The 18,294-nt window shown below is 60.3% G+C and carries 15 protein-coding genes; 11 read left to right on the top strand and 4 right to left on the bottom strand.

The window, feature by feature from the left end; genetic code table 11:
* Positions 1-78: 78 nt before the first annotated feature.
* The 4 genes from KHO49_RS24490 to KHO49_RS24475 all read left to right on the top strand — a co-directional run bounded on the left by KHO49_RS24490 (position 79) and on the right by KHO49_RS24475 (position 8,424).
* Positions 79-1,761 carry a fatty acid--CoA ligase gene (locus KHO49_RS24490; protein ID WP_102880888.1) on the top strand — a complete coding sequence of 561 codons (1,683 nt, stop codon included), beginning with the start codon at positions 79-81 and terminating at the stop codon, positions 1,759-1,761.
* A 337-nt stretch (positions 1,762-2,098) separates the two neighbouring features.
* Complete coding sequence (locus KHO49_RS24485; protein WP_123393985.1) at positions 2,099-3,988, top strand: DUF1302 domain-containing protein; 1,890 nt, start codon at positions 2,099-2,101, stop codon at positions 3,986-3,988.
* A 30-nt stretch (positions 3,989-4,018) separates the two neighbouring features.
* Positions 4,019-5,383, top strand: a complete 1,365-nt coding sequence (locus KHO49_RS24480; protein ID WP_115580891.1) for a DUF1329 domain-containing protein — start codon at positions 4,019-4,021, stop codon at positions 5,381-5,383.
* Between the two features lie 308 nt (positions 5,384-5,691).
* On the top strand, positions 5,692-8,424 hold the full coding sequence (locus tag KHO49_RS24475; protein ID WP_102860293.1) for a winged helix-turn-helix domain-containing protein: 2,733 nt from the start codon (positions 5,692-5,694) through the stop codon (positions 8,422-8,424).
* Positions 8,425-8,514: 90 nt separating this feature from the next.
* Here the strand turns inward: KHO49_RS24475 and KHO49_RS24470 are convergent, their stop codons facing one another.
* The 3 genes from KHO49_RS24470 to KHO49_RS24460 form a co-directional block, all read right to left on the bottom strand.
* Positions 8,515-9,417 carry a LysR family transcriptional regulator gene (locus tag KHO49_RS24470; protein WP_102860294.1) on the bottom strand — a complete coding sequence of 301 codons (903 nt, stop codon included), beginning with the start codon at positions 9,415-9,417 and terminating at the stop codon, positions 8,515-8,517.
* 224 nt (positions 9,418-9,641) lie between these two features.
* Positions 9,642-10,973 carry a sensor histidine kinase gene (locus KHO49_RS24465; protein WP_102880886.1) on the bottom strand — a complete coding sequence of 444 codons (1,332 nt, stop codon included), beginning with the start codon at positions 10,971-10,973 and terminating at the stop codon, positions 9,642-9,644.
* Positions 10,966-11,640, bottom strand: coding sequence for a response regulator transcription factor (locus tag KHO49_RS24460; RefSeq protein WP_102880885.1), 675 nt, complete (start codon positions 11,638-11,640; stop codon positions 10,966-10,968). The genes KHO49_RS24465 and KHO49_RS24460 overlap by 8 nt, the downstream gene beginning before the upstream one ends.
* Positions 11,641-11,942: 302 nt before the next feature.
* On the opposite strand from KHO49_RS24460, the gene KHO49_RS24455 reads away from it, so the two are divergent.
* From KHO49_RS24455 to KHO49_RS24440, 4 genes are all read left to right on the top strand, one after another.
* Entirely contained in the window at positions 11,943-12,197 is a 255-nt protein-coding gene (locus tag KHO49_RS24455; RefSeq protein WP_102880883.1) for a hypothetical protein, read from the top strand.
* Positions 12,198-12,362: 165 nt separating this feature from the next.
* Entirely contained in the window at positions 12,363-12,863 is a 501-nt protein-coding gene (locus KHO49_RS24450; protein WP_102880882.1) for a methylated-DNA--[protein]-cysteine S-methyltransferase, read from the top strand.
* A gap of 59 nt (positions 12,864-12,922) precedes the next feature.
* Positions 12,923-13,567, top strand: a complete 645-nt coding sequence (locus KHO49_RS24445) for an MBL fold metallo-hydrolase (protein WP_102880881.1) — start codon at positions 12,923-12,925, stop codon at positions 13,565-13,567.
* Positions 13,568-13,678: 111 nt separating this feature from the next.
* A complete protein-coding gene (locus KHO49_RS24440) occupies positions 13,679-14,413 on the top strand; it encodes a YiaD family glycine zipper/OmpA-like lipoprotein (RefSeq protein WP_102860300.1) in 735 nt (244 codons plus the stop codon).
* Positions 14,414-14,489: 76 nt separating this feature from the next.
* Here KHO49_RS24440 and KHO49_RS24435 read toward each other — a convergent pair whose 3' ends face one another.
* The gene (locus tag KHO49_RS24435; RefSeq protein WP_102880880.1) at positions 14,490-14,924 is read right to left on the bottom strand and encodes a Z-ring associated ZapG family protein; all 435 of its coding nucleotides are present in this window, start codon (positions 14,922-14,924) and stop codon (positions 14,490-14,492) included.
* A gap of 144 nt (positions 14,925-15,068) precedes the next feature.
* Between KHO49_RS24435 and KHO49_RS24430 the strand changes: the two genes are divergently transcribed.
* From KHO49_RS24430 to zapE, 3 genes are all read left to right on the top strand, one after another.
* A complete protein-coding gene (locus KHO49_RS24430; protein WP_213665934.1) occupies positions 15,069-15,698 on the top strand; it encodes an alpha/beta hydrolase in 630 nt (209 codons plus the stop codon).
* 24 nt (positions 15,699-15,722) lie between these two features.
* Entirely contained in the window at positions 15,723-17,078 is a 1,356-nt protein-coding gene (locus tag KHO49_RS24425) for a tryptophan--tRNA ligase (protein WP_213665933.1), read from the top strand.
* Positions 17,079-17,166: 88 nt separating this feature from the next.
* Complete coding sequence (gene zapE, locus KHO49_RS24420; protein WP_102860304.1) at positions 17,167-18,261, top strand: cell division protein ZapE; 1,095 nt, start codon at positions 17,167-17,169, stop codon at positions 18,259-18,261.
* Positions 18,262-18,294: the final 33 nt, after the last annotated feature.

The raw sequence follows: 18,294 nt of genomic DNA, 5'->3' as shown, positions 1-18,294 counted from the left end.
GGCTGATTTAGCCGGCGCACGGGAACTTTAGAGTGGTCATCCTCCAGTCACGACCGAGCCGTCAGAAAAGGGATTCTTATGTTGCAGACTCGTGTTATTCCCCCCGCCGAAGGCGCTTATCAATACCCGCTCCTGATCAAGCGGTTGCTGATGTCCGGCGCGCGCTACGAGAAAACCCGCGAAATCATCTATCGCGACCAGTTGCGCTACACCTATCCGACCCTGATCGAGCGGGTGGCGCGTCTGGCCAATGTGTTGACTGCGGCCGGGGTCAAGGCCGGAGATACCGTGGCGGTGATGGACTGGGACAGCCATCGCTACCTGGAGTGCATGTTCGCCATCCCGATGATCGGTGCGGTGATCCACACCATCAACGTGCGCCTGTCACCGGAGCAGATCCTCTACACCATGAACCACGCCGAGGACCGCTTCGTGCTGGTCAACAGCGAGTTCGTCGGTCTGTATCAGGCCATCGCCGGGCACTTGACCACGGTGGAGAAAACCCTGCTGCTCACCGATGCACCGCAAAAGACTGCCGAACTGCCGAATCTGGTGGGCGAGTATGAGACCTTGCTGGCCGCCGCCAGCCCCCAGTATCAGTTCGAGGACTTTGACGAGAACTCGGTGGCCACCACCTTCTACACCACCGGGACCACTGGCAATCCCAAGGGGGTGTATTTCACCCATCGGCAACTGGTGCTGCACACCATGGGCGTCTCCACCATCATGGGCTCCATCGACAGTGTGCGCCTGCTAGGCACCAACGATGTGTACATGCCCATTACGCCGATGTTCCATGTGCATGCCTGGGGGCTGCCTTATGTTGCCACCATGCTTGGGCTCAAGCAGGTCTATCCCGGGCGTTACGACCCGGAGTACCTGGTGGAGCTGTGGCGCCGGGAGAAAGTCACCTTCTCCCACTGTGTGCCGACCATCCTGCAGATGGTGCTCAATGCCAAGGCGGCCCAGAACACCGATTTCGGTGGCTGGAAGATCGTCATCGGCGGCAGTGCGCTGAACCGTGCGCTGTACGAGGCGGCCAAGGCCAAGGGGATTCAACTGACGGCCGCCTACGGCATGTCGGAGACTGGTCCGCTGGTGTCCTGCGCCCACCTCAACGATGAACTGATGGCGGGCAGCGAAGACGAGCGCACCACTTACCGGATCAAGGCCGGGGTGCCAGGGCCCTTGGTGGAGGCAGCGATCATCGATGCCGAGGGCAACTTCCTGCCGGCGGACGGTGAGTCCCAGGGCGAGCTGGTGCTGCGTGCGCCCTGGCTGACTGAAGGCTATTTCAACGAGCCGCAGAAGGGCGCCGAGCTCTGGGAGGGCGGCTGGCTGCACACCGGCGACGTGGCGACCCTGGACAGCATGGGGGTGATCGACATCCGTGACCGGATCAAGGACGTGATCAAGACCGGTGGCGAGTGGATCTCCTCCCTGGACCTGGAAGACCTCATCAGTCGCCATGCGGCGGTACGTGAAGTAGCAGTGGTGGGCATCGCCGATCCACAGTGGGGCGAGCGCCCGTTTGCCTTGTTGGTGATCCGCGAAGGCCATGAGATTGGTGCCCGTGAGCTCAAGGAACACCTCAAGCCGTTCGTGGAGCTGGGGCACCTGAGCAAGTGGGCGATTCCCAGCCAGATCGCCCTTGTTACTGAAATTCCCAAGACCAGCGTTGGTAAGCTCGACAAGAAGCGCATCCGCGTCGACATCAGCGAATGGCAAGCCAGTAACAGTACCTTCCTCTCCACGCTTTGAGCGTCCTCTGCCGTGCCCGTCCGGGCACGGCATGCCCATTCGACAAGCCTTTGCCTTGTGCTCACGAGATTTTCAGCCATCCTTACCGCGCCGTCTTTCAACGGTTGTGGCAAAGGACTGTTCCAATGCGGTGGTCGGCTGCAAATCACACTTTAGAGGGATCAAGCAGTAATCCCTGCTGGATATAGTCCGCCTACGGATTTTTCTGAACAACGGAGCACTGTGGGGTGCTCGCGCCATGCAACTTCGGAACCGGGCAAGTGTTCATCCAACCGGTATTCGAAGCGTTTTCAGAAGAGCGTACTGCCATAAAAATAATGCACATGGAGTAGCGTCGATGACATCAGCAAACCAGTTCTGGCGCCGGGCGAAACTGCCCCTGGCCGTCGGTCTCGCCTCCACGCTCGCCGGGCCTGCATTCGGCGTCAGCTTCAATATCGGTGAAATCGAAGGCAGCTTCGATTCGTCCCTGTCGGTGGGGGCCAGTTGGTCGACCGCCGGACGCAACAAGGACCTGATCGGGGTCAACAATGGCGGCAAGGGTCTGTCCCAGACCACCGATGACGGCCACTTGAACTTCAACAAGGGGCAGACCTTCTCGAAGATCTTCAAGGGCATTCATGACCTGGAGTTGAAGTACGGCGATACCGGTGTGTTTGTTCGTGGCAAGTACTGGTATGACTTCAAGCTCAAAGACGAAGACATGGACTTCAAGAACATCAGTGACAACAACCGCAAGGAAGGCGCCAAGTCCTCCGGCGGTCAGATCCTCGATGCCTTTGTCTATCACAACTACTCCATCGCCGATGAACCGGGCTCGGTGCGTTTGGGCAAGCAGGTAGTGAGTTGGGGTGAAAGTACCTTCATTGGCGGCGGTATCAACTCGATCAACCCGATCGACGTGTCGGCATTCCGCCGTCCCGGTGCCGAGGTCAAGGAAGGTCTGATTCCGGTCAACATGTTCTACATCTCCCAGAACCTGACCGAGAACCTGTCGGCCGAAGCTTTCTATCAATTGGAATGGGACCAGACCGTTACCGACAACTGCGGGACCTTCTTCTCGCAGCCGGACAACATTTCCGATGGCTGTGACGACAATCTGCGTCTGCTCGCCAAGCGTTCGACCATCACCGCCACGGCCCCGGGCCGGGCGGCCCTGGCGGCGATGCAGGCTCGTGGCGTCGATGTCAATGAAGAGGGTGCGCTGGTGCGTCGCAGTGGCGACCGCGATGCTCGTGACAGCGGCCAGTTCGGTGTGGCTTTCCGTTACAACTTCGAGCCGCTGGACACCGAGTTCGGCGCCTACTTCATGAACTATCACAGCCGTGCGCCGATCTTCAGCGCCACCGGTGCACCTCAGTCGGCCTATACCATCGCCCCGGGCTTTGGCACGTTGGCGCCGGTGTGGATTGCCGGTAACTCGAAGTACTTTGTCGAGTATCCGGAAGACATCCGCCTGTACGGGCTGAGCTTCTCCACCACCTTGCCTACAGGGACCGCCTGGAGCGGCGAACTGAGCTATCGGCCGAATGCGCCGGTTCAGTTGAACAGTACCGATATCCTCTACTCTGCGGTCCGGCGTCTGGGAGGCTCCTTCACCAATGCTTCCTTGCTCGATGGGGTTCCTGGACAAGACCTTCATGGCTATCGCCGCAAGGAAATTACCCAGTTCCAGACCACCTTCACGCACTTCTTCGACCAGGTCATGGGCGCCAGCCGCCTGACTCTGGTGGGTGAGGTAGGGGTTACCCACGTCGGCGGTCTTGAGAGCAAGTCGGATGTCCGCTATGGACGTGATCCGGTGTTTGGTCCTGGCGCCTTGCCAGCCACCGGAGGGCAAAACACCTGTCGCGCACTCAACTCCGCCACCATCGCTGGCGCAGGACCGGGCGCAGATGCCAGCAACCTCAGCAGCAACTGCAACAACGACGGCTTCACCACCGCCACCTCCTGGGGTTACCGCGGCCGGGCGATCTGGGAATACCCGGATGTATTCGCCGGTGTGAACCTCAAGCCGAACGTGGCCTGGTCCCATGACGTCAAGGGCTACTCGCCAGGTCCTGGCGCCAACTTCGAGGAAGGCCGCAAGGCCATCAGCCTGGGGCTGGATGCCGAGTACCAGAACACCTACACCGCGAGCCTGGCCTACACCAACTTCTTTGGTGGCGACTACAGCACCGTGGATGACCGGGACTTCCTCGCCTTGAGCGTTGGCGTGAACTTCTAAGCACACTGCATTTTCAGGAAGAACAACAATATGAACATCACCAAGAGTCTGTTGCACATCGGTGTGCTGGGACTGTCACTGCTGGCCACCGGGGTCATGGCTGCGGTCTCGGCCGATGAAGCGGCCAAGCTGGGCACCAGCCTGACGCCGATGGGCGCGGAAATGGCCGGTAACGCTGCCGGTACCATTCCCGCCTGGAAACCCCTGGCAACCAACGCCGGTACCGTGGACAGCAAGGGTTTCCTGTCCAACCCATACGGCAGCGAGCAGCCGCTGTTCACGATCACTGCGCAGAACGTCGAGCAGTACAAGGACAAGTTGGCCCCCGGGCAGTACGCGATGTTCAAGCGCTACCCGGAAACCTTCAAGATGCCGGTTTACCCGTCTCATCGCGGGGCCACGGTGCCTGCTGAGGTGTTCGCCGCCATCAAACGCAATGCCACCAACACCAACCTGGTGTCCGGCGGCAACGGCCTGGAGAACTTCGAAACCGCGATTCCGTTCCCGATCCCGAAAAGCGGTGTGGAAGTCATCTGGAACCACATCACCCGCTATCGCGGTGGCAGCGTGACCCGTCTGGTGACCCAGGCCACGCCACAGGCCAACGGCTCCTACAGCCTGGTGTACTTCCAGGACCAGTTCGTGTTCCGCGACAAGATGAAGGACTACGACCCGAAAAACCCGGGCAACATCCTGTTCTACTTCAAGCAGAAGGTGACGGCCCCGGCGCGTCTGGCCGGTGGCGTGCTGCTGGTCCACGAAACCCTCGACCAAGTGAAGGAGCCGCGTTCGGCCTGGGTCTACAACGCTGGCCAGCGTCGTGTGCGCCGTGCCCCGCAAGTCTCCTATGACGGCCCGGGTACCGCCGCCGATGGTCTGCGGACTTCCGACAACCTGGACATGTACAACGGTGCGCCGGATCGCTACGACTGGAAACTGGAAGGCAAGAAGGAGATGTACATCGCCTCCGACAGCTACAAGCTCGACTCGCCGAGCCTGAAGTACGCGGACATCATCAAGGCCGGGCACATTAACCAGGACTTGGCTCGCTACGAGCTGCGTCGGGTCTGGCATGTGGTCGCCACCTTGAAGGAAGGTCAGCGGCACATCTATGCCAAACGTGACTTCTATATCGACGAAGACACCTGGCAGGCTGCGGTGATCGACCACTATGACGGTCGTGGTCAACTGTGGCGTGTGGCCGAAGCCCATGCCGAGAACTACTACGACAAGCAAGTACCGTGGTATGCCCTGGAAACCCTCTACGACCTGCAGTCCGGCCGCTACCTGGCACTGGGCATGAAGAACGAAGAGAAGCAGGCGTATGACTTTGGCTTCACCGCGACCACCAGCGACTTCACTCCAGCCGCCTTGCGTCAGGACGGGGTTCGCTGATCCGCTGTAAATAGAGGCCGCATCCTCGGAAATTGCCCCGACTGGCTCGGGGCTTTTTTTTGTCTGGAAGATTGTGGATTCGCAGATATGCACAACAATCTAGGCTGTTCCGGCAGGCTTTCTCCAGATGAATTAGTAGGTTGCCGGATAAACAACCGAAATAACGACTGATCAATCAGCTTTATCTGACCCATTTGGTCATAGTCTTTTTCACTCGAATGGTCGCAAAAATCTTCAACAGGTCGCTTTTTACCGCTAGTCTGCGGGCATCTGCTACGCCGACAACCCTACATCAATAAGAGTTGGCCATGACTGAGCTGTCCCCCCTTCAACGGTCTGCCAGCGCGGTGATTCCTGCGTTGGAAGGGCGTTTCTATCGACCCCCTCTGCCCGACGGATACGTGCAGCGGCCGCGTCTTTGCGAGCGCTTGAGTGCCGGGTTGAAGGGCAGGCTGTTGCTGGTCAGTGCGCCGGCCGGGTTCGGTAAGAGCTCGTTGGCGGTGGAGTTTTGCCAGGGCTTGCCGGGCAACTGGCAGAGCCTATGGCTGGGGTTGAGCCGCCGGGACAGCGATCCCGGGCGTTTTCTCGAACGCTTGCTGGCCGGTTTGCAGCAGTACTTTCCCCAATTGGGCCGGCAGTCTCTCGGTCTGTTGAAAATGCGCCAGCGCCATCAGCCTTTCGCCTTTGAAGAGTGGCTGGATGGCTTGCTGGACGAACTGGCGCTTCACCTGTCTAGCAGCAGGCCGTTGTTGCTGGTCCTGGACGACTATCACCTGGCCCAGGGGCCGGTGCTTGATCGTTGCTTGCAGTTTTTCCTCAATCACCTGCCCGACGGCCTGCTGGTGCTGGTCACCAGCCGCCAGCGTCCGGATTGGCATCTGGCGCGGCTGCGACTTTCACGACAGTTGCTGGAGCTGCATGAGCAGGATTTGCGCCTGACCCATGACGAGTCCCTGAGCTTGTTGGACCGCCACAGCAGTTCCTTGCGCGGCGAGGCTCTGGAAAGTCTGATCCAGCGCAGCGAGGGCTGGGTTGCCGGGCTGCGTTTCTGGCTGTTGGCAGCGTCCGAGGCTGGTGCGCTGGGCACCTTGCCTCAGGGACTGCATGGGGGCGAAGGGCTGATCCGCGACTACCTGCTGGAAGAGGTCATCGACTGCCTGCCCGCCGAGGTCCAGGCTTTCCTCTATGACACGGCGCCCCAGGAGCGCTTCTGCGCCGAGCTCTGCGACGCCCTGCGCGAAGCGCATGACAGTGCCGAGATCTTGGGTTTCCTGCAGGCTCACCAAGTGTTCCTGGTGCCATTGGACGAACACGGGCACTGGTATCGCTATCACCATCTGTTTTCCGATCTGCTGCGTACCCGACCCACGGCCAATACCCTGGTGCCGGCCGCCAGCCTGCATTTGCGTGCCTGTCGTTGGTTCAACGCTCAGGGGCTGCTGGATGAAGCCGTGGAGCAGGCGCTGCGTGCCGGACACCTGGATGTGGCGGCCAATCTGGTGCAGAACCTGTCGGAGGAGCAACTGCTGGCGGAGCAGAACGTCGGCATGCTGCTGCGCTGGAAGATGGACCTGCCCGACAGCCTGTTGATCAGCACACCGCGGCTGATCGTGCTCTACAGCTGGGCCCTTGGCCTGGCCTGCCAGTTGGACGCGGCAGAGGAACTGGCGGATCATCTGAGTCGTTTCCTGCCGGCGCCTTCGGCTACTGCGCAAAAGTCGATGCTGGCGCAATGGCTGGCCTTGAGCGGGATCATCGCTCGCGGGCGGGGCCAGCGGGAACGGACCCTGGCCTACTGCGGCGAGGCACTGGAAAGCCTGCCGCACAAGCGTTACGGACAGCGCCTGATGTGTCTGTCGACCTTGTCCAACCTGGCGATTACCGACGCCGACCTGTGGCGCGCCCGCAGTCTCAATCGCGAATCCCTGGAGTTGGCGCAGCGGGTCGGCAATCCGCTGTTCGAGGCCCTGGCCCATTACGATCGGGCCCGGGTTCTGCAGGCGCGGGGCGAGGTGCTCAGAGCGCTGGAGGAGGTGCACCAAGGGCTGCGACGGCTGCAGGGACTGTCGGCTCAGCGGCTGTACGCGGTGCGGGCCCGGCTGACCCTGTATGAAGGTTATCTGTTGACGCTGCGTGCCCAGCCTGAGGCCGGCCTGGTGCGTTTACAGGCCGGGTTGCTGGAGGCGCGGGCCTGTCGCGACATCAGCGTGTTGATCGCCCATTGCGTGATTGCCAAGCAGGAAGGCCTGCGGAGCGAGTTTTCCCGGGCCTTTGCCGAGTTGGCCGAGGCCGAGCGCCTGATGCATATCTGGGACGTGCCGCCGATCTACTACTTGGCGATGATCACCCTGGTGAAGTGCGAGCTCTGGCTGGCCCAGGGCCGCATCGACCTGGCCGAGGCCTGGCTGGCGCGTCTGGGCCAGACCTACACTGGAGAACAGGCTGCGGCGCCGCCGGAGTTCCATCCGCAGTTGCCCTTGCACATCGAATTGCAGCAAGCCCAACTGGAAACCATCAAGGGCGACTCCGCCCGGGCCGAACAGCGCTTGAGTCGATTGGTGGAGCATGGCCAGCAAAGCGGTCGGCAGTTGTTGAGCGTTATGGCCCTGACCCAGAAAACCCTGCTGTTGCTGGCGTCCGGGCGCGGCGCAGAGGCACGACGGGACTTTGCCCAGGCCCTGGAAGCAGCGGTGGGAGGCGCAGTGCAACCTTTCGAGAGCTTGATCCGCAGTCACCCCTGCTGGATGCGCGAGCAATTGCAGCACTGTGTGTCGACCGCTTTGACCCAGGCTCTGTTGCAGCGTTTGCCTGCTGCCCCCCGTGAGCTTCCCGAGGCGGCTCATAGTGAGTCGTTGAGTTCCCGGGAGTTGTCGGTGCTGCAATTGATTGCTCAGGGGTGTTCCAATCAGGAAATCAGCGAGCGCTTGTTCATTTCGCTGCATACGGTGAAAACCCACGCCAGCCATATCAACAGCAAGCTGGGGGTTGAGCGACGTACACAGGCAGTGGCACGGGCCCAGGAGTTGGGGTTGCTGGGGTAGGCGCTACTCTGCCGGCCAGGGCTTGTAGCGGTCGCGTCGTGGTCGGCCGACCGGCTGCAGCTGCGCCGTGATACAGCGCCGGGCCCGGGGTTATCGGGCCAGGTGCTGTTTGCAGTAATCGGCGAACAGGCGCGCCGGCTTGGTCAACTGGCCACGCTTGAGCCAGGCCGCCACCAGGCCGGAGCCGGTCACGTCCTCGACAATATCCACGCACACCACCGGCTTGCCGTCGTAGGAGCACTGGGAGTGGGGGCGGGTTACCAGAATCGAAAAGCCGAAGCCCTGGCCCACCATGCCCCGCACCATCTCGATGGAGGGCGAGCTGAAGGCGATCTGTGGCGTCAATCCCAGTTCCTCGAACAGGCTGACGAAGTAGGTCCGGCTCGGTTGCACATCCAGCAGGATCATTGGTTCCAGGCTCAGGTCACGCAGTGAAACCTGGGCCTGCTGGGCGTAGCGGTGGTCGGCGGGAAGCAACGCATAGGGCCGTTGCGGTGGCATCAGTGGTTCGGTTTCGATGGTGCCGTCCAGTTCGTGCTCGTACAGGATCACCAAGTCGAACGCACCGCCGGTCAAGCCCTGTACCAGTTCCTGCTGTTCGCCATCGCGGATGCGGATTTCCACCCCGGGATACAGGGCACTGAAGCCGGCGATCAACTGCGGCAGATACAGCGGTGCCACGGTTTCAAAGCAACCGATGTCGATCTGTCCGGCCACCACGTCGTTGTCCGCCAGGGCGTTCTGCTCGAACTCCTTGGCCATGCGCAGCAGTTCCTGAGCCTTGCGGTAGAAGCGTGCACCACTTGGGGTCAGGGACACACCCAGGGCGTGGTGGCGGATCAGCAATTGCACGCCGAAGCTGTCCTCCAGGCCCTTGATGGCGGTGGAGATCGACGGCTGGGCGATATACAGCTTGCGTGACGCTTCAGCGACGCTGCCGCATTCGACGGTGGTGATGAAGTACTTGAGTTGACGCAGATTGTAGGCGGCCACAGCGAACCTCGTTCTGATCCGGCTCTAGAGTGCACTGCGAAAGATGCAGCCCGCTTCCTGCAAGCAAGTTATGCACCGACAAGCCTCCCGGGCTTGGTTTCTTGTCCGTCAACGATACTCACAAACGCTGTCGGAAAGGGCGGGGTCTAGGCAGTTTTTTCATCGCTTGTGAGCAGGTATTTCCTGGCCTTAACCGATCTCGGCCAGGACGATGGTTTTCAACTTTACGCCTCTGGAGCGCTCTGCGGTGCAGGCAGCTCCTCGGCGGGCGGGGCGGCATTGAAGTCCAGGGTGACCGTGAAGCGTTGCTGTTCCATCAGCACCTCAATGCGCCAGCCGAGCCGGGCACTGAGTTGCCGCATCAGTTCCAAGCCCAGGCCATAGCCAAAGTCGTTGGATGGCTCCAACTGCTTGGCTTCCCGGATGCGGTTGACGATGCGCAGTTGTGGGTAGTCGAAATTGATCTCGACACTGCCCTCATCGGCGTATTGCAAGGCATTGCGCAGGAAGTTGCCCACCACGATGCGGCAGGCGGTCAGAGGCAGGCGGCAAGGGGTACTGCTGATGTCCAGCAGTAGTTCGATGTCCCGTGTGCCGATCAGGTAGCGGTGTTCCTCGATCAATTCAGTGACCAGGCCGCTCATGTCGATGGGCTCCTCGGGCAAGGGTTCGGGCAGTTCCCGGCTCATCCACAGCAAGGTTTCGGCGATGCGCTGCATGTTCAATACCGAGCGCTCGATACGTTGCAGGGGCGGCGGCAGGACGCCGCCGGATTGCAAGGTCAGCAGTTCGATATTGGCCTTGAGCACCGCCAGTGGGGTGCGCAACTCATGGCTGGTGTAGCGCAGCAGGCGGCCTTCGCGCAGGCTGGCGGCCTGCACTTGCTGCACGCTTTGGGCCAGGGCATCGGCCAGCATATTGAACTCCTTGAAGCCGAAACTCGGCCGCTGACTGGATACCGCGTCCGCATCCTTGAGGGTGGAGGACCATTGGGCCAGGCGCCCCAGGGGCCGTACCAGCCACCAGACCAGCAGGGCAATGATAATCAGCGCCGGGACGAACACCGCCAGGCTGATGAAGTTGACGCCGCGCAACTCTCGCTCGATGTAGGCGTCGGACAGTGGCGTCTCCACTTCACCGCCTTCTTCTTTGTCGTGGTCGACGTCGTACATGTACAGGGTCTTGCCGTCGCTAAGCGGCTGGGCCAGTACCACCCGCCCTTCATCCTCGTCATCGGACTCCAGGTCGCCAAACGCCTGCACCGCACCGAAGGACAGGCTGGGTGGGGTGTCCAGCATCTGACGGATTTTCTCCGGCAGCGCCTCCTTGCCGATGACGCTGGTATAGAAGTAGTTATGCGGCGGTGGGGTGTTTGGATCTTTCTTGTAATGCCTGGCGAAGTACTGGGCTTCCTCCTCCATCATTGCGCTGGCGGTATAGAGCAGGCCACGGACACTGTATTCGGGCAGCAGCAGGCTGTAGATCAGCAACACCACGGCAATCAGCAGCAGGAAGCTGCCGCTGATCACCCATTTCAGACCCAGACCGTTACGCATGTGACCTCATCTGAATGCCAATACCAGGGAGGGTGTGGATCAACGGTTGGCCGAAGGATTTGTCCACGGTCTTGCGCAATCGGTGCATGTGCACCTTGAGGGTATTGCTGTCCGGTGGCTCGTCGCCCCAGATCGTTGTCTCCAGGCGTTCCCGGGTTACCGGTTCCGGACTGGCACGCATCAGGCACTCCAGCAGGGTCCAGCAAATGGGTGACAGATGCAGTTCTTGCCCGGCGCGGCTGACCTTGCGGGTAGACAGCTCCATCACCAGGTCGGCCACTTGCAGGCGGCTTGCCTGGCCGCTGCGGCGCATGCTCAGGGCTCGGATACGGGCCACCAGTTCCGCCATTTCAAAGGGCTTGACCAGATAGTCGTCGGCCCCGGCGGCGAAGCTGGCGAGTTTGTCGGAAAGGGCGTCCAGCGAGGTGAGCATCAGGATCGGCGTCTGGCTGCCTTGCTGGCGCAACTGTTGGCACAGCTGCTGGCCGTCCAGTCGCGGCAACATGATGTCCAGCAGGATGACGTCGTAGTGCTGGCTTAAAGCCAGGTTAAGGCCGGTCTGGCCATTGCTGGCGTGGTCGCAGACGATGCCGCTGATTTCCAGGTACTCGATGACGGTGTTGGCCAGGTCGAGGTTGTCCTCGACCAATAGCAGTTGAATATGCACGGAAACGTCCCCTTGGACCCTTGGCGCTCGATGGGCCGAAGGATAGCGGAGTCAGGCCGGTTTCTGCGGATGTTTACCCGGTGTTAACCCGGCCGTCTCTAAGCTTGGGCTCTTCTTAACTCCAGAGCGTGGCACAGCCATGAACCTGATTTCGGTAGTCAAAGGAATCCTACTGGTCCTGATACTTCTCGTCCTGATGGCCTGCGTCCTGCCTTCCCAGGCACCTTTGGGGCGCCTGGGAGGGGGCGGCCCCCTGAGTTGGTTACTGATTGGCCACAGTGTTGAGCGGGCGGGATCCGAGCATGTCATCACTGCATGCTGATAAGGCCGGCGCCAGCTACACCGATCAGTTGGTGCTGTGCCTGGTGCTGATTCTCTGTGTATCGATCTCCCTGGGGATCTACATCATGCGCTTCAATGCGCAGATCGACCGGCAGCGCGAATTGTCCCCGGTGCACCTGCTCGAATGCGGCCAGGGGCGCGGGGCCTTCATTGTCGACCCTTATGGCCAGCGCAGTAGCAGTGACAACTGTTTCCTGGTGGATGAGGACGATTAGCTTCGGGTCCGCTCTGCACTCAGATTGATTCGCCGTCGAGTTCAAGCACAAGAAACGTGGTTCTTGCGCTTGAATCTCGTTTTACAGTGTCGGCGTACTAAGAGGAAGGCCATGGACCACTGGGTTCCGGGTCCGATTCCACTGACGGATTGAAGGAGACCTGAGATGTCCTGCGTATTCAAACTGATGCCGTCCCCCGTTGGCCAACTGACCCTGGTGGCCAGAGGGACCAAGCTGGCGGCGATTCTCTGGGAGCACGAACGGCAGAACCGGGTACGTCTCGGGCCGTTGCAGGAGTCGGTTGATCATCCCATGCTGCTGGAAGCCGAGCGCCAGCTTCGGGAATACTTTGCAGGCAGCCGTGAGCGCTTCGAGCTTGAGCTGGATTTCGTCGGTACCGAGTTTCAGTGCAAGGTCTGGCAGGCTTTGCTGACCATCCCTTTCGGTGAGACCCGCAGCTACAGCCAGATCGCCCAGCAGATTGGCAGTCCCAAGGCGGTGCGGGCGGTGGGCGCAGCCAATGGCCGGAACCCGATCTCGATTGTCGCCCCCTGTCACCGAGTGATCGGTGCATCGGGGAGCCTGACCGGCTTTGCCGGAGGGCTTGAAGCCAAGCAGTTCCTGCTGGCGCTGGAGGGGGAGGAGACGCTGCAACTGGCGTTCTGAGTGAGTGCTGGCGGCGAGCTGTGCCAGAATGGGCCATCGATTTTTTCTGGAACGCTTCCATGGACGCCGCCAAACCCAGCCTTATCCGCGAAACCTTCCCCGTCGGCCCTTTGCAGTGCAACTGCACCATCATTGGCGACCCGCTGACCAAGAAAGCCATAGTTGTCGATCCGGGAGGCAATCCCGATTTGATCATGGCTCGCCTCGATGCCCTGGGGTTGAAGGTGGTGAGCATCATTCATACCCATGCGCACCTGGATCATTTTCTCGCTTCCGGGCAGATGAAGGAAAAGACCGGCGCCACTTTGCATCTGCATAAGGACGACCAGTTCCTGTGGGACAACCTGGAGATGCAATGCAGCATGTTCGGCGTACCCTACACGCCTGTTCCGTCCCCGGACCGCTGGCTGGGCGACGATGAAGAACTGGACTGCGGTTGCGGCGTGGCCCTGCATACTCCCGGGCACACTCCGGGTTCCATGAGTTTTTGGTTTTCCGAGGCTAAGCTTCTGATTGCCGGCGACACGCTGTTCAAGCGCGGGGTCGGGCGCACGGACTTGTGGGGCGGGGATCAGGCCACTCTGGTGCGTTCGATCAAGCAGCGTCTGTATACCCTTGATGAAGATGCCACAGTGGTTGCCGGGCACGGCCCAGACACCCGATTGGGCGATGAGATGCGCCAGAATCCGTTTGTGAGGGCCTGACTTTTAGCCAGGCCGCTGACGGAATTTTTGCCACTCTGTGTGTTCCAACGCTAGCTAAGGTCTGTTGCCAACGTCCGCTGCACCACAGAATGCAAAATGTAGGAGTTTTCCATGTTCACCTCGCGTCGTTTGATTGTTGTCGCTACTGCTGTGGCCTTGTTGTCCGGCTGCGCTTCGCCTAACCCCTATGACAATCAGGGGCAGGCCGACGGCGGCTCGTCGGGCATGAGCAAAACTGCAAAATACGGTGGCCTGGGTGCCCTGGCTGGTGCATTGGCCGGTGCTGCCATTGACCACAATAACCGTGGCAAGGGCGCGTTGATCGGTGCCGCGGTGGTGGGAGCATCCGCCGCCGGTTACGGTTACTACGCCGACCAGCAGGAGAAGAAACTGCGCGCCAGTATGGCCAATACCGGGGTTGAAGTGCAGCGTCAGGGTGATCAGATCAAGCTGATCATGCCGGGCAACATCACGTTTGCCACTGATTCGGCCAATATCGCCCCAAGCTTCTACCAACCGCTGAACAACCTGGCCAACTCCCTGCGCGAGTTCAACCAGAACCAGATCGAGATCGTCGGCTACACCGACAGCACTGGCAGCCGTCAGCACAACATGGACCTTTCCCAGCGTCGTGCCCAGAGCGTGGCGACCTACCTCACGTCTCAGGGGGTGAGCAGTGCCAACCTGTCCGCTCGCGGTGCTGGTCCGGACAATCCGATTGCCAGCAACGCCGACGTCAATGGCCGTGCGCAGAACCGTCGTGTAGAGGTCAACCTCAAGGCGATTCCGGGCCAGCAGTATCAGCAGCAAGGTCAGCAGTACCAGCAGCCCTACCAGCAGTACTGATCGACTCGACTGCAATCCCAGGTACAAAAAAGCCCGCCCGATGCAAATCGGGCGGGCTTTTTAATGACTGAAGCGGTTACTTCTTCAGGCCGTAGTGCTCGTCGAGCATGCCCGGAGCGTTTGGCGTCTTCGGCGCGTAGTCCCGTGGTGGCTCCTGATCCCGCGGTGGAGTCAGGCGCTCCCGTGGAGCTTGTGCCGACTCGGAATGCAGTGCGGCCAGCAGGCGTTGCCGGGTCAGTTCGTCCAGGGCCAGGCGGTTGGCACCCTCGGCGAGATGGTCCTGCACTTCCTGATAGCTCTGGGTGAGTTTTTTCACCAGGGTGGCAGTGCTGTTGAAATGGGTGACCACTTCATTTTGATAATTGTCGAAACGTTCCTGAATATCGTCCAACTGACGCTGCGTGCGGTTAGGCGCGGCATTGGGCAGCAGGCGAGCAACCAGGAATCCAATGGCGACACCCGCGACCAGGGCAAGAGTCGGCAACAACCAAACTAAGAGCGAGTGTTCCACGAGTCCTTCCTCTATAAACGGCTTTGCTTTACGTTAACGGCTCGAACCTGCGCTGTATACCGCGATTCACTCGCAATAGATTGGCACAGACCATTTGCTAGACGAGTCGACCCCCTTCGAGGTCACGGAGTTCCTTCCTTGCTAATGCGTGAAACCCCTGTAGTGATTGCCGGCCCGGCGGGCCAATTGGAAGCCCTGTATCTGGAGGTGCCCGATCCTCGTGGTGTGGCACTGATCTGCCACCCCAACCCGGTGCAGGGCGGCACCATGCTCAACAAGGTGGTGTCCACCTTGCAGCGCACCGCGCGGGATGCCGGCCTGATTACCTTGCGCTTCAACTACCGGGGTGTTGGTGCCAGTGAAGGCAGTCACGACATGGGCAGTGGCGAAGTCGATGACGCCCAGGCTGCCGCCCAGTGGTTGCAGGCCAAACATCCTGAACTGCCATTGACCCTGCTGGGGTTCTCCTTCGGCGGTTTTGTCGCCGCCAGTCTTGGCGGGCGCCTAGAGGCCCAGGGCGTGCAGCTCAAGCACCTGTTCATGGTGGCGGCGGCGGTGACCCGTCTGCGGGATACCGACCAGTTACCGGAAAACTGCCCGCTGACCCTGATCCAGCCGGAAACCGATGAAGTCATTGACCCTCAAGCGGTCTATGACTGGTCCGACGCGCTTGTTCGCCCCCATGAGCTGCTGAAAGTGGCAGAATGCGGGCACTTTTTTCATGGCAAGCTCACTGATCTCAAGGATCTGGTGCTGCCGCGACTTTCGAATTGATAGCAGTCTGATAAGCGATTACCCATGACTACTCGTACGCGTATCCTCACCGGCATCACCACCACCGGTACCCCGCACCTGGGCAACTACGCTGGCGCGATTCGCCCGGCGATCCTTGCCAGCCGTGACAGTAATGCCGATTCCTTCTACTTCCTGGCCGACTATCACGCGCTGATCAAGTGCGATGACCCGTTGCGCATTCAGCGTTCGCGCCAGGAAATCGCGGCGACCTGGCTGGCGGGCGGCCTGGATGTGGAACGTGTGACCTTCTATCGTCAGTCGGACATCCCGGAGATTCCGGAACTGACCTGGCTGCTGACCTGCGTAGCCGCCAAGGGCCTGCTCAATCGTGCCCATGCGTACAAAGCATCGGTGGACAAGAACCTCGAGGCCGGTGAAGACCCGGATGCCGGCATCACCATGGGGCTCTACAGCTACCCGGTGCTGATGGCTGCGGACATCCTGATGTTCAACGCGCACAAGGTGCCGGTGGGCCGTGATCAGATCCAGCACGTGGAAATGGCTCGGGACATTGGCCAGCGTTTCAACCATCTGTTTGGCCAGGGCAAGGAGTTTTTCACCATGCCCGAGGCGCTGATCGAGGAGAGCGTCGCCACCCTGCCTGGCCTGGACGGTCGCAAGATGTCCAAGAGCTACGACAACACCATCCCTTTGTTCACCAGTGCCAAGGACATGAAGGACGCGATCTCGCGGATCGTTACTGACTCCAAGGCGCCGGGTGAGGCCAAGGACCCGGACAACTCACATCTGTTCACTCTGTTCCAGGCATTTTCTACCCCGGCACAGGCTGCCGAGTTCCGTACTGAGCTGTTGCAGGGGCTGGGTTGGGGCGAAGCCAAGAACCGCCTGTTCCGGTTGCTGGATGGTGAATTGGGTGAGGCTCGTGAGCGTTACCACCAGTTGATCGCCCGCCCCGGGGATCTTGAAGACATTCTGCGTGCCGGTGCCGCCAAAGCTCGGGCTGTGGCTACGCCGTTCCTTGCCGAGCTGCGTGAGGCCGTGGGCCTGCGCTCCTTTGCCAGTCAGGTGCAAGTTGCCGCCACGACCAAGAAAAAGGCCGCCAAGGCCCCGCGCTTCATCAGCTTCCGTGAAGACGATGGTAGTTTCCGTTTCCGCTTGCTGTCCGCCGATGGCGAGCAGTTGCTGCTGTCGCGTCACTTCGCCGATGGCAAGGCTGCCGGTGCGGTGACCAAACGACTGCAATCAGGGCAGGAGCTGGATCTGCGTAGCGAAGCCGGCAGTTTCAGCGTTTGGCTGGATGGCGCCTGCGTGGCTGACAGCCCAGCCTTCGCTGACGCTGCCGCGCGTGACGCAGCCATTGATGCGCTGCGGATTGCGCTGACCCCAGCGCAGGACTAATCGGAATCTTCCCGACCAAGGGCTGATTGCCATTCCCCAGGGCCGTCGCTAAAGTGACGGCCCGTTTTTGTTGCCTTGCTAACGAATTATGACGCCCCTAGAACGATACCAAGCAGATCTGAAACGCCCGGACTTCTTTCATGACGCGGCACAGGAAACCGCTGTGCGTCATCTGCAGCGCCTGTATGAGGATCTGATTGCAGCCGAGCAAAACAAGCCGGGCTTGCTCGGCAAGCTCTTTGGCAAGAAGGATCAGGCGCCGGTCAAGGGGCTGTACTTCTGGGGCGGAGTAGGGCGTGGAAAGACTTATCTGGTAGACACCTTCTTCGAAGCCTTGCCGTTCAAGGAAAAGGTTCGTACGCACTTTCACCGCTTTATGAAGCGCGTACACGAAGAAATGAAAACCCTGGGTGGCGAAAAGAATCCGCTGACCATCATTGCCAAGCGTTTCTCACAAGAGGCGCGGGTGATCTGCTTCGATGAATTCTTCGTGTCTGATATTACCGATGCGATGATTCTCGGCACCCTGATGGAAGAGTTGTTCAAGAACGGTGTGACCCTGGTGGCGACGTCGAACATCGTTCCGGATGGCTTGTACAAGGACGGTCTGCAGCGTGCGCGCTTCTTGCCGGCCATTGCCCTGATCAAGCAGAACACCGAGATCGTCAACGTCGACAGCGGCGTCGACTACCGTCTGCGGCATCTGGAGCAGGCGGAGCTGTTTCACTATCCATTGGATGAAGCTGCCCATGAAAGCCTGCGCAAGAGCTTCCGTGCGCTGACGCCAGAGTGCACTCAGGCGGTGGAAAACGATGTATTGATCATCGAGAACCGAGAAATTCGTGCGCTGCGCACCTGTGATGATGTGGCCTGGTTCGACTTCCGTGAGCTGTGCGATGGTCCTCGTAGCCAGAACGACTACATCGAACTGGGCAAGATCTTTCATGCCGTGCTGCTCAGTGGCGTGGAGCAGATGAGTGTTACCACGGATGATATTGCTCGACGTTTCATCAACATGGTCGACGAGTTCTATGACCGCAACGTCAAGCTGATCATCTCCGCCGAGGTCGAGCTCAAGGACCTCTATACCGGAGGGCGCCTGACGTTCGAGTTCCAGCGCACTCTCAGCCGGTTGCTGGAGATGCAGTCCCACGAGTTTCTGTCGCGGGCGCACAAGCCATAATCTCGAGTCGATGAAAAAGGGCCTGCATTGCAG

The organism is Pseudomonas sp. RC4D1, assembly GCF_018390395.1.
Classification (GTDB): Bacteria; Pseudomonadota; Gammaproteobacteria; order Pseudomonadales; family Pseudomonadaceae; genus Aquipseudomonas; species Aquipseudomonas danubii.
Note: the sequence above shows the minus strand (reverse complement) of the source record. Positions and strands in the feature narration are given on the sequence as shown.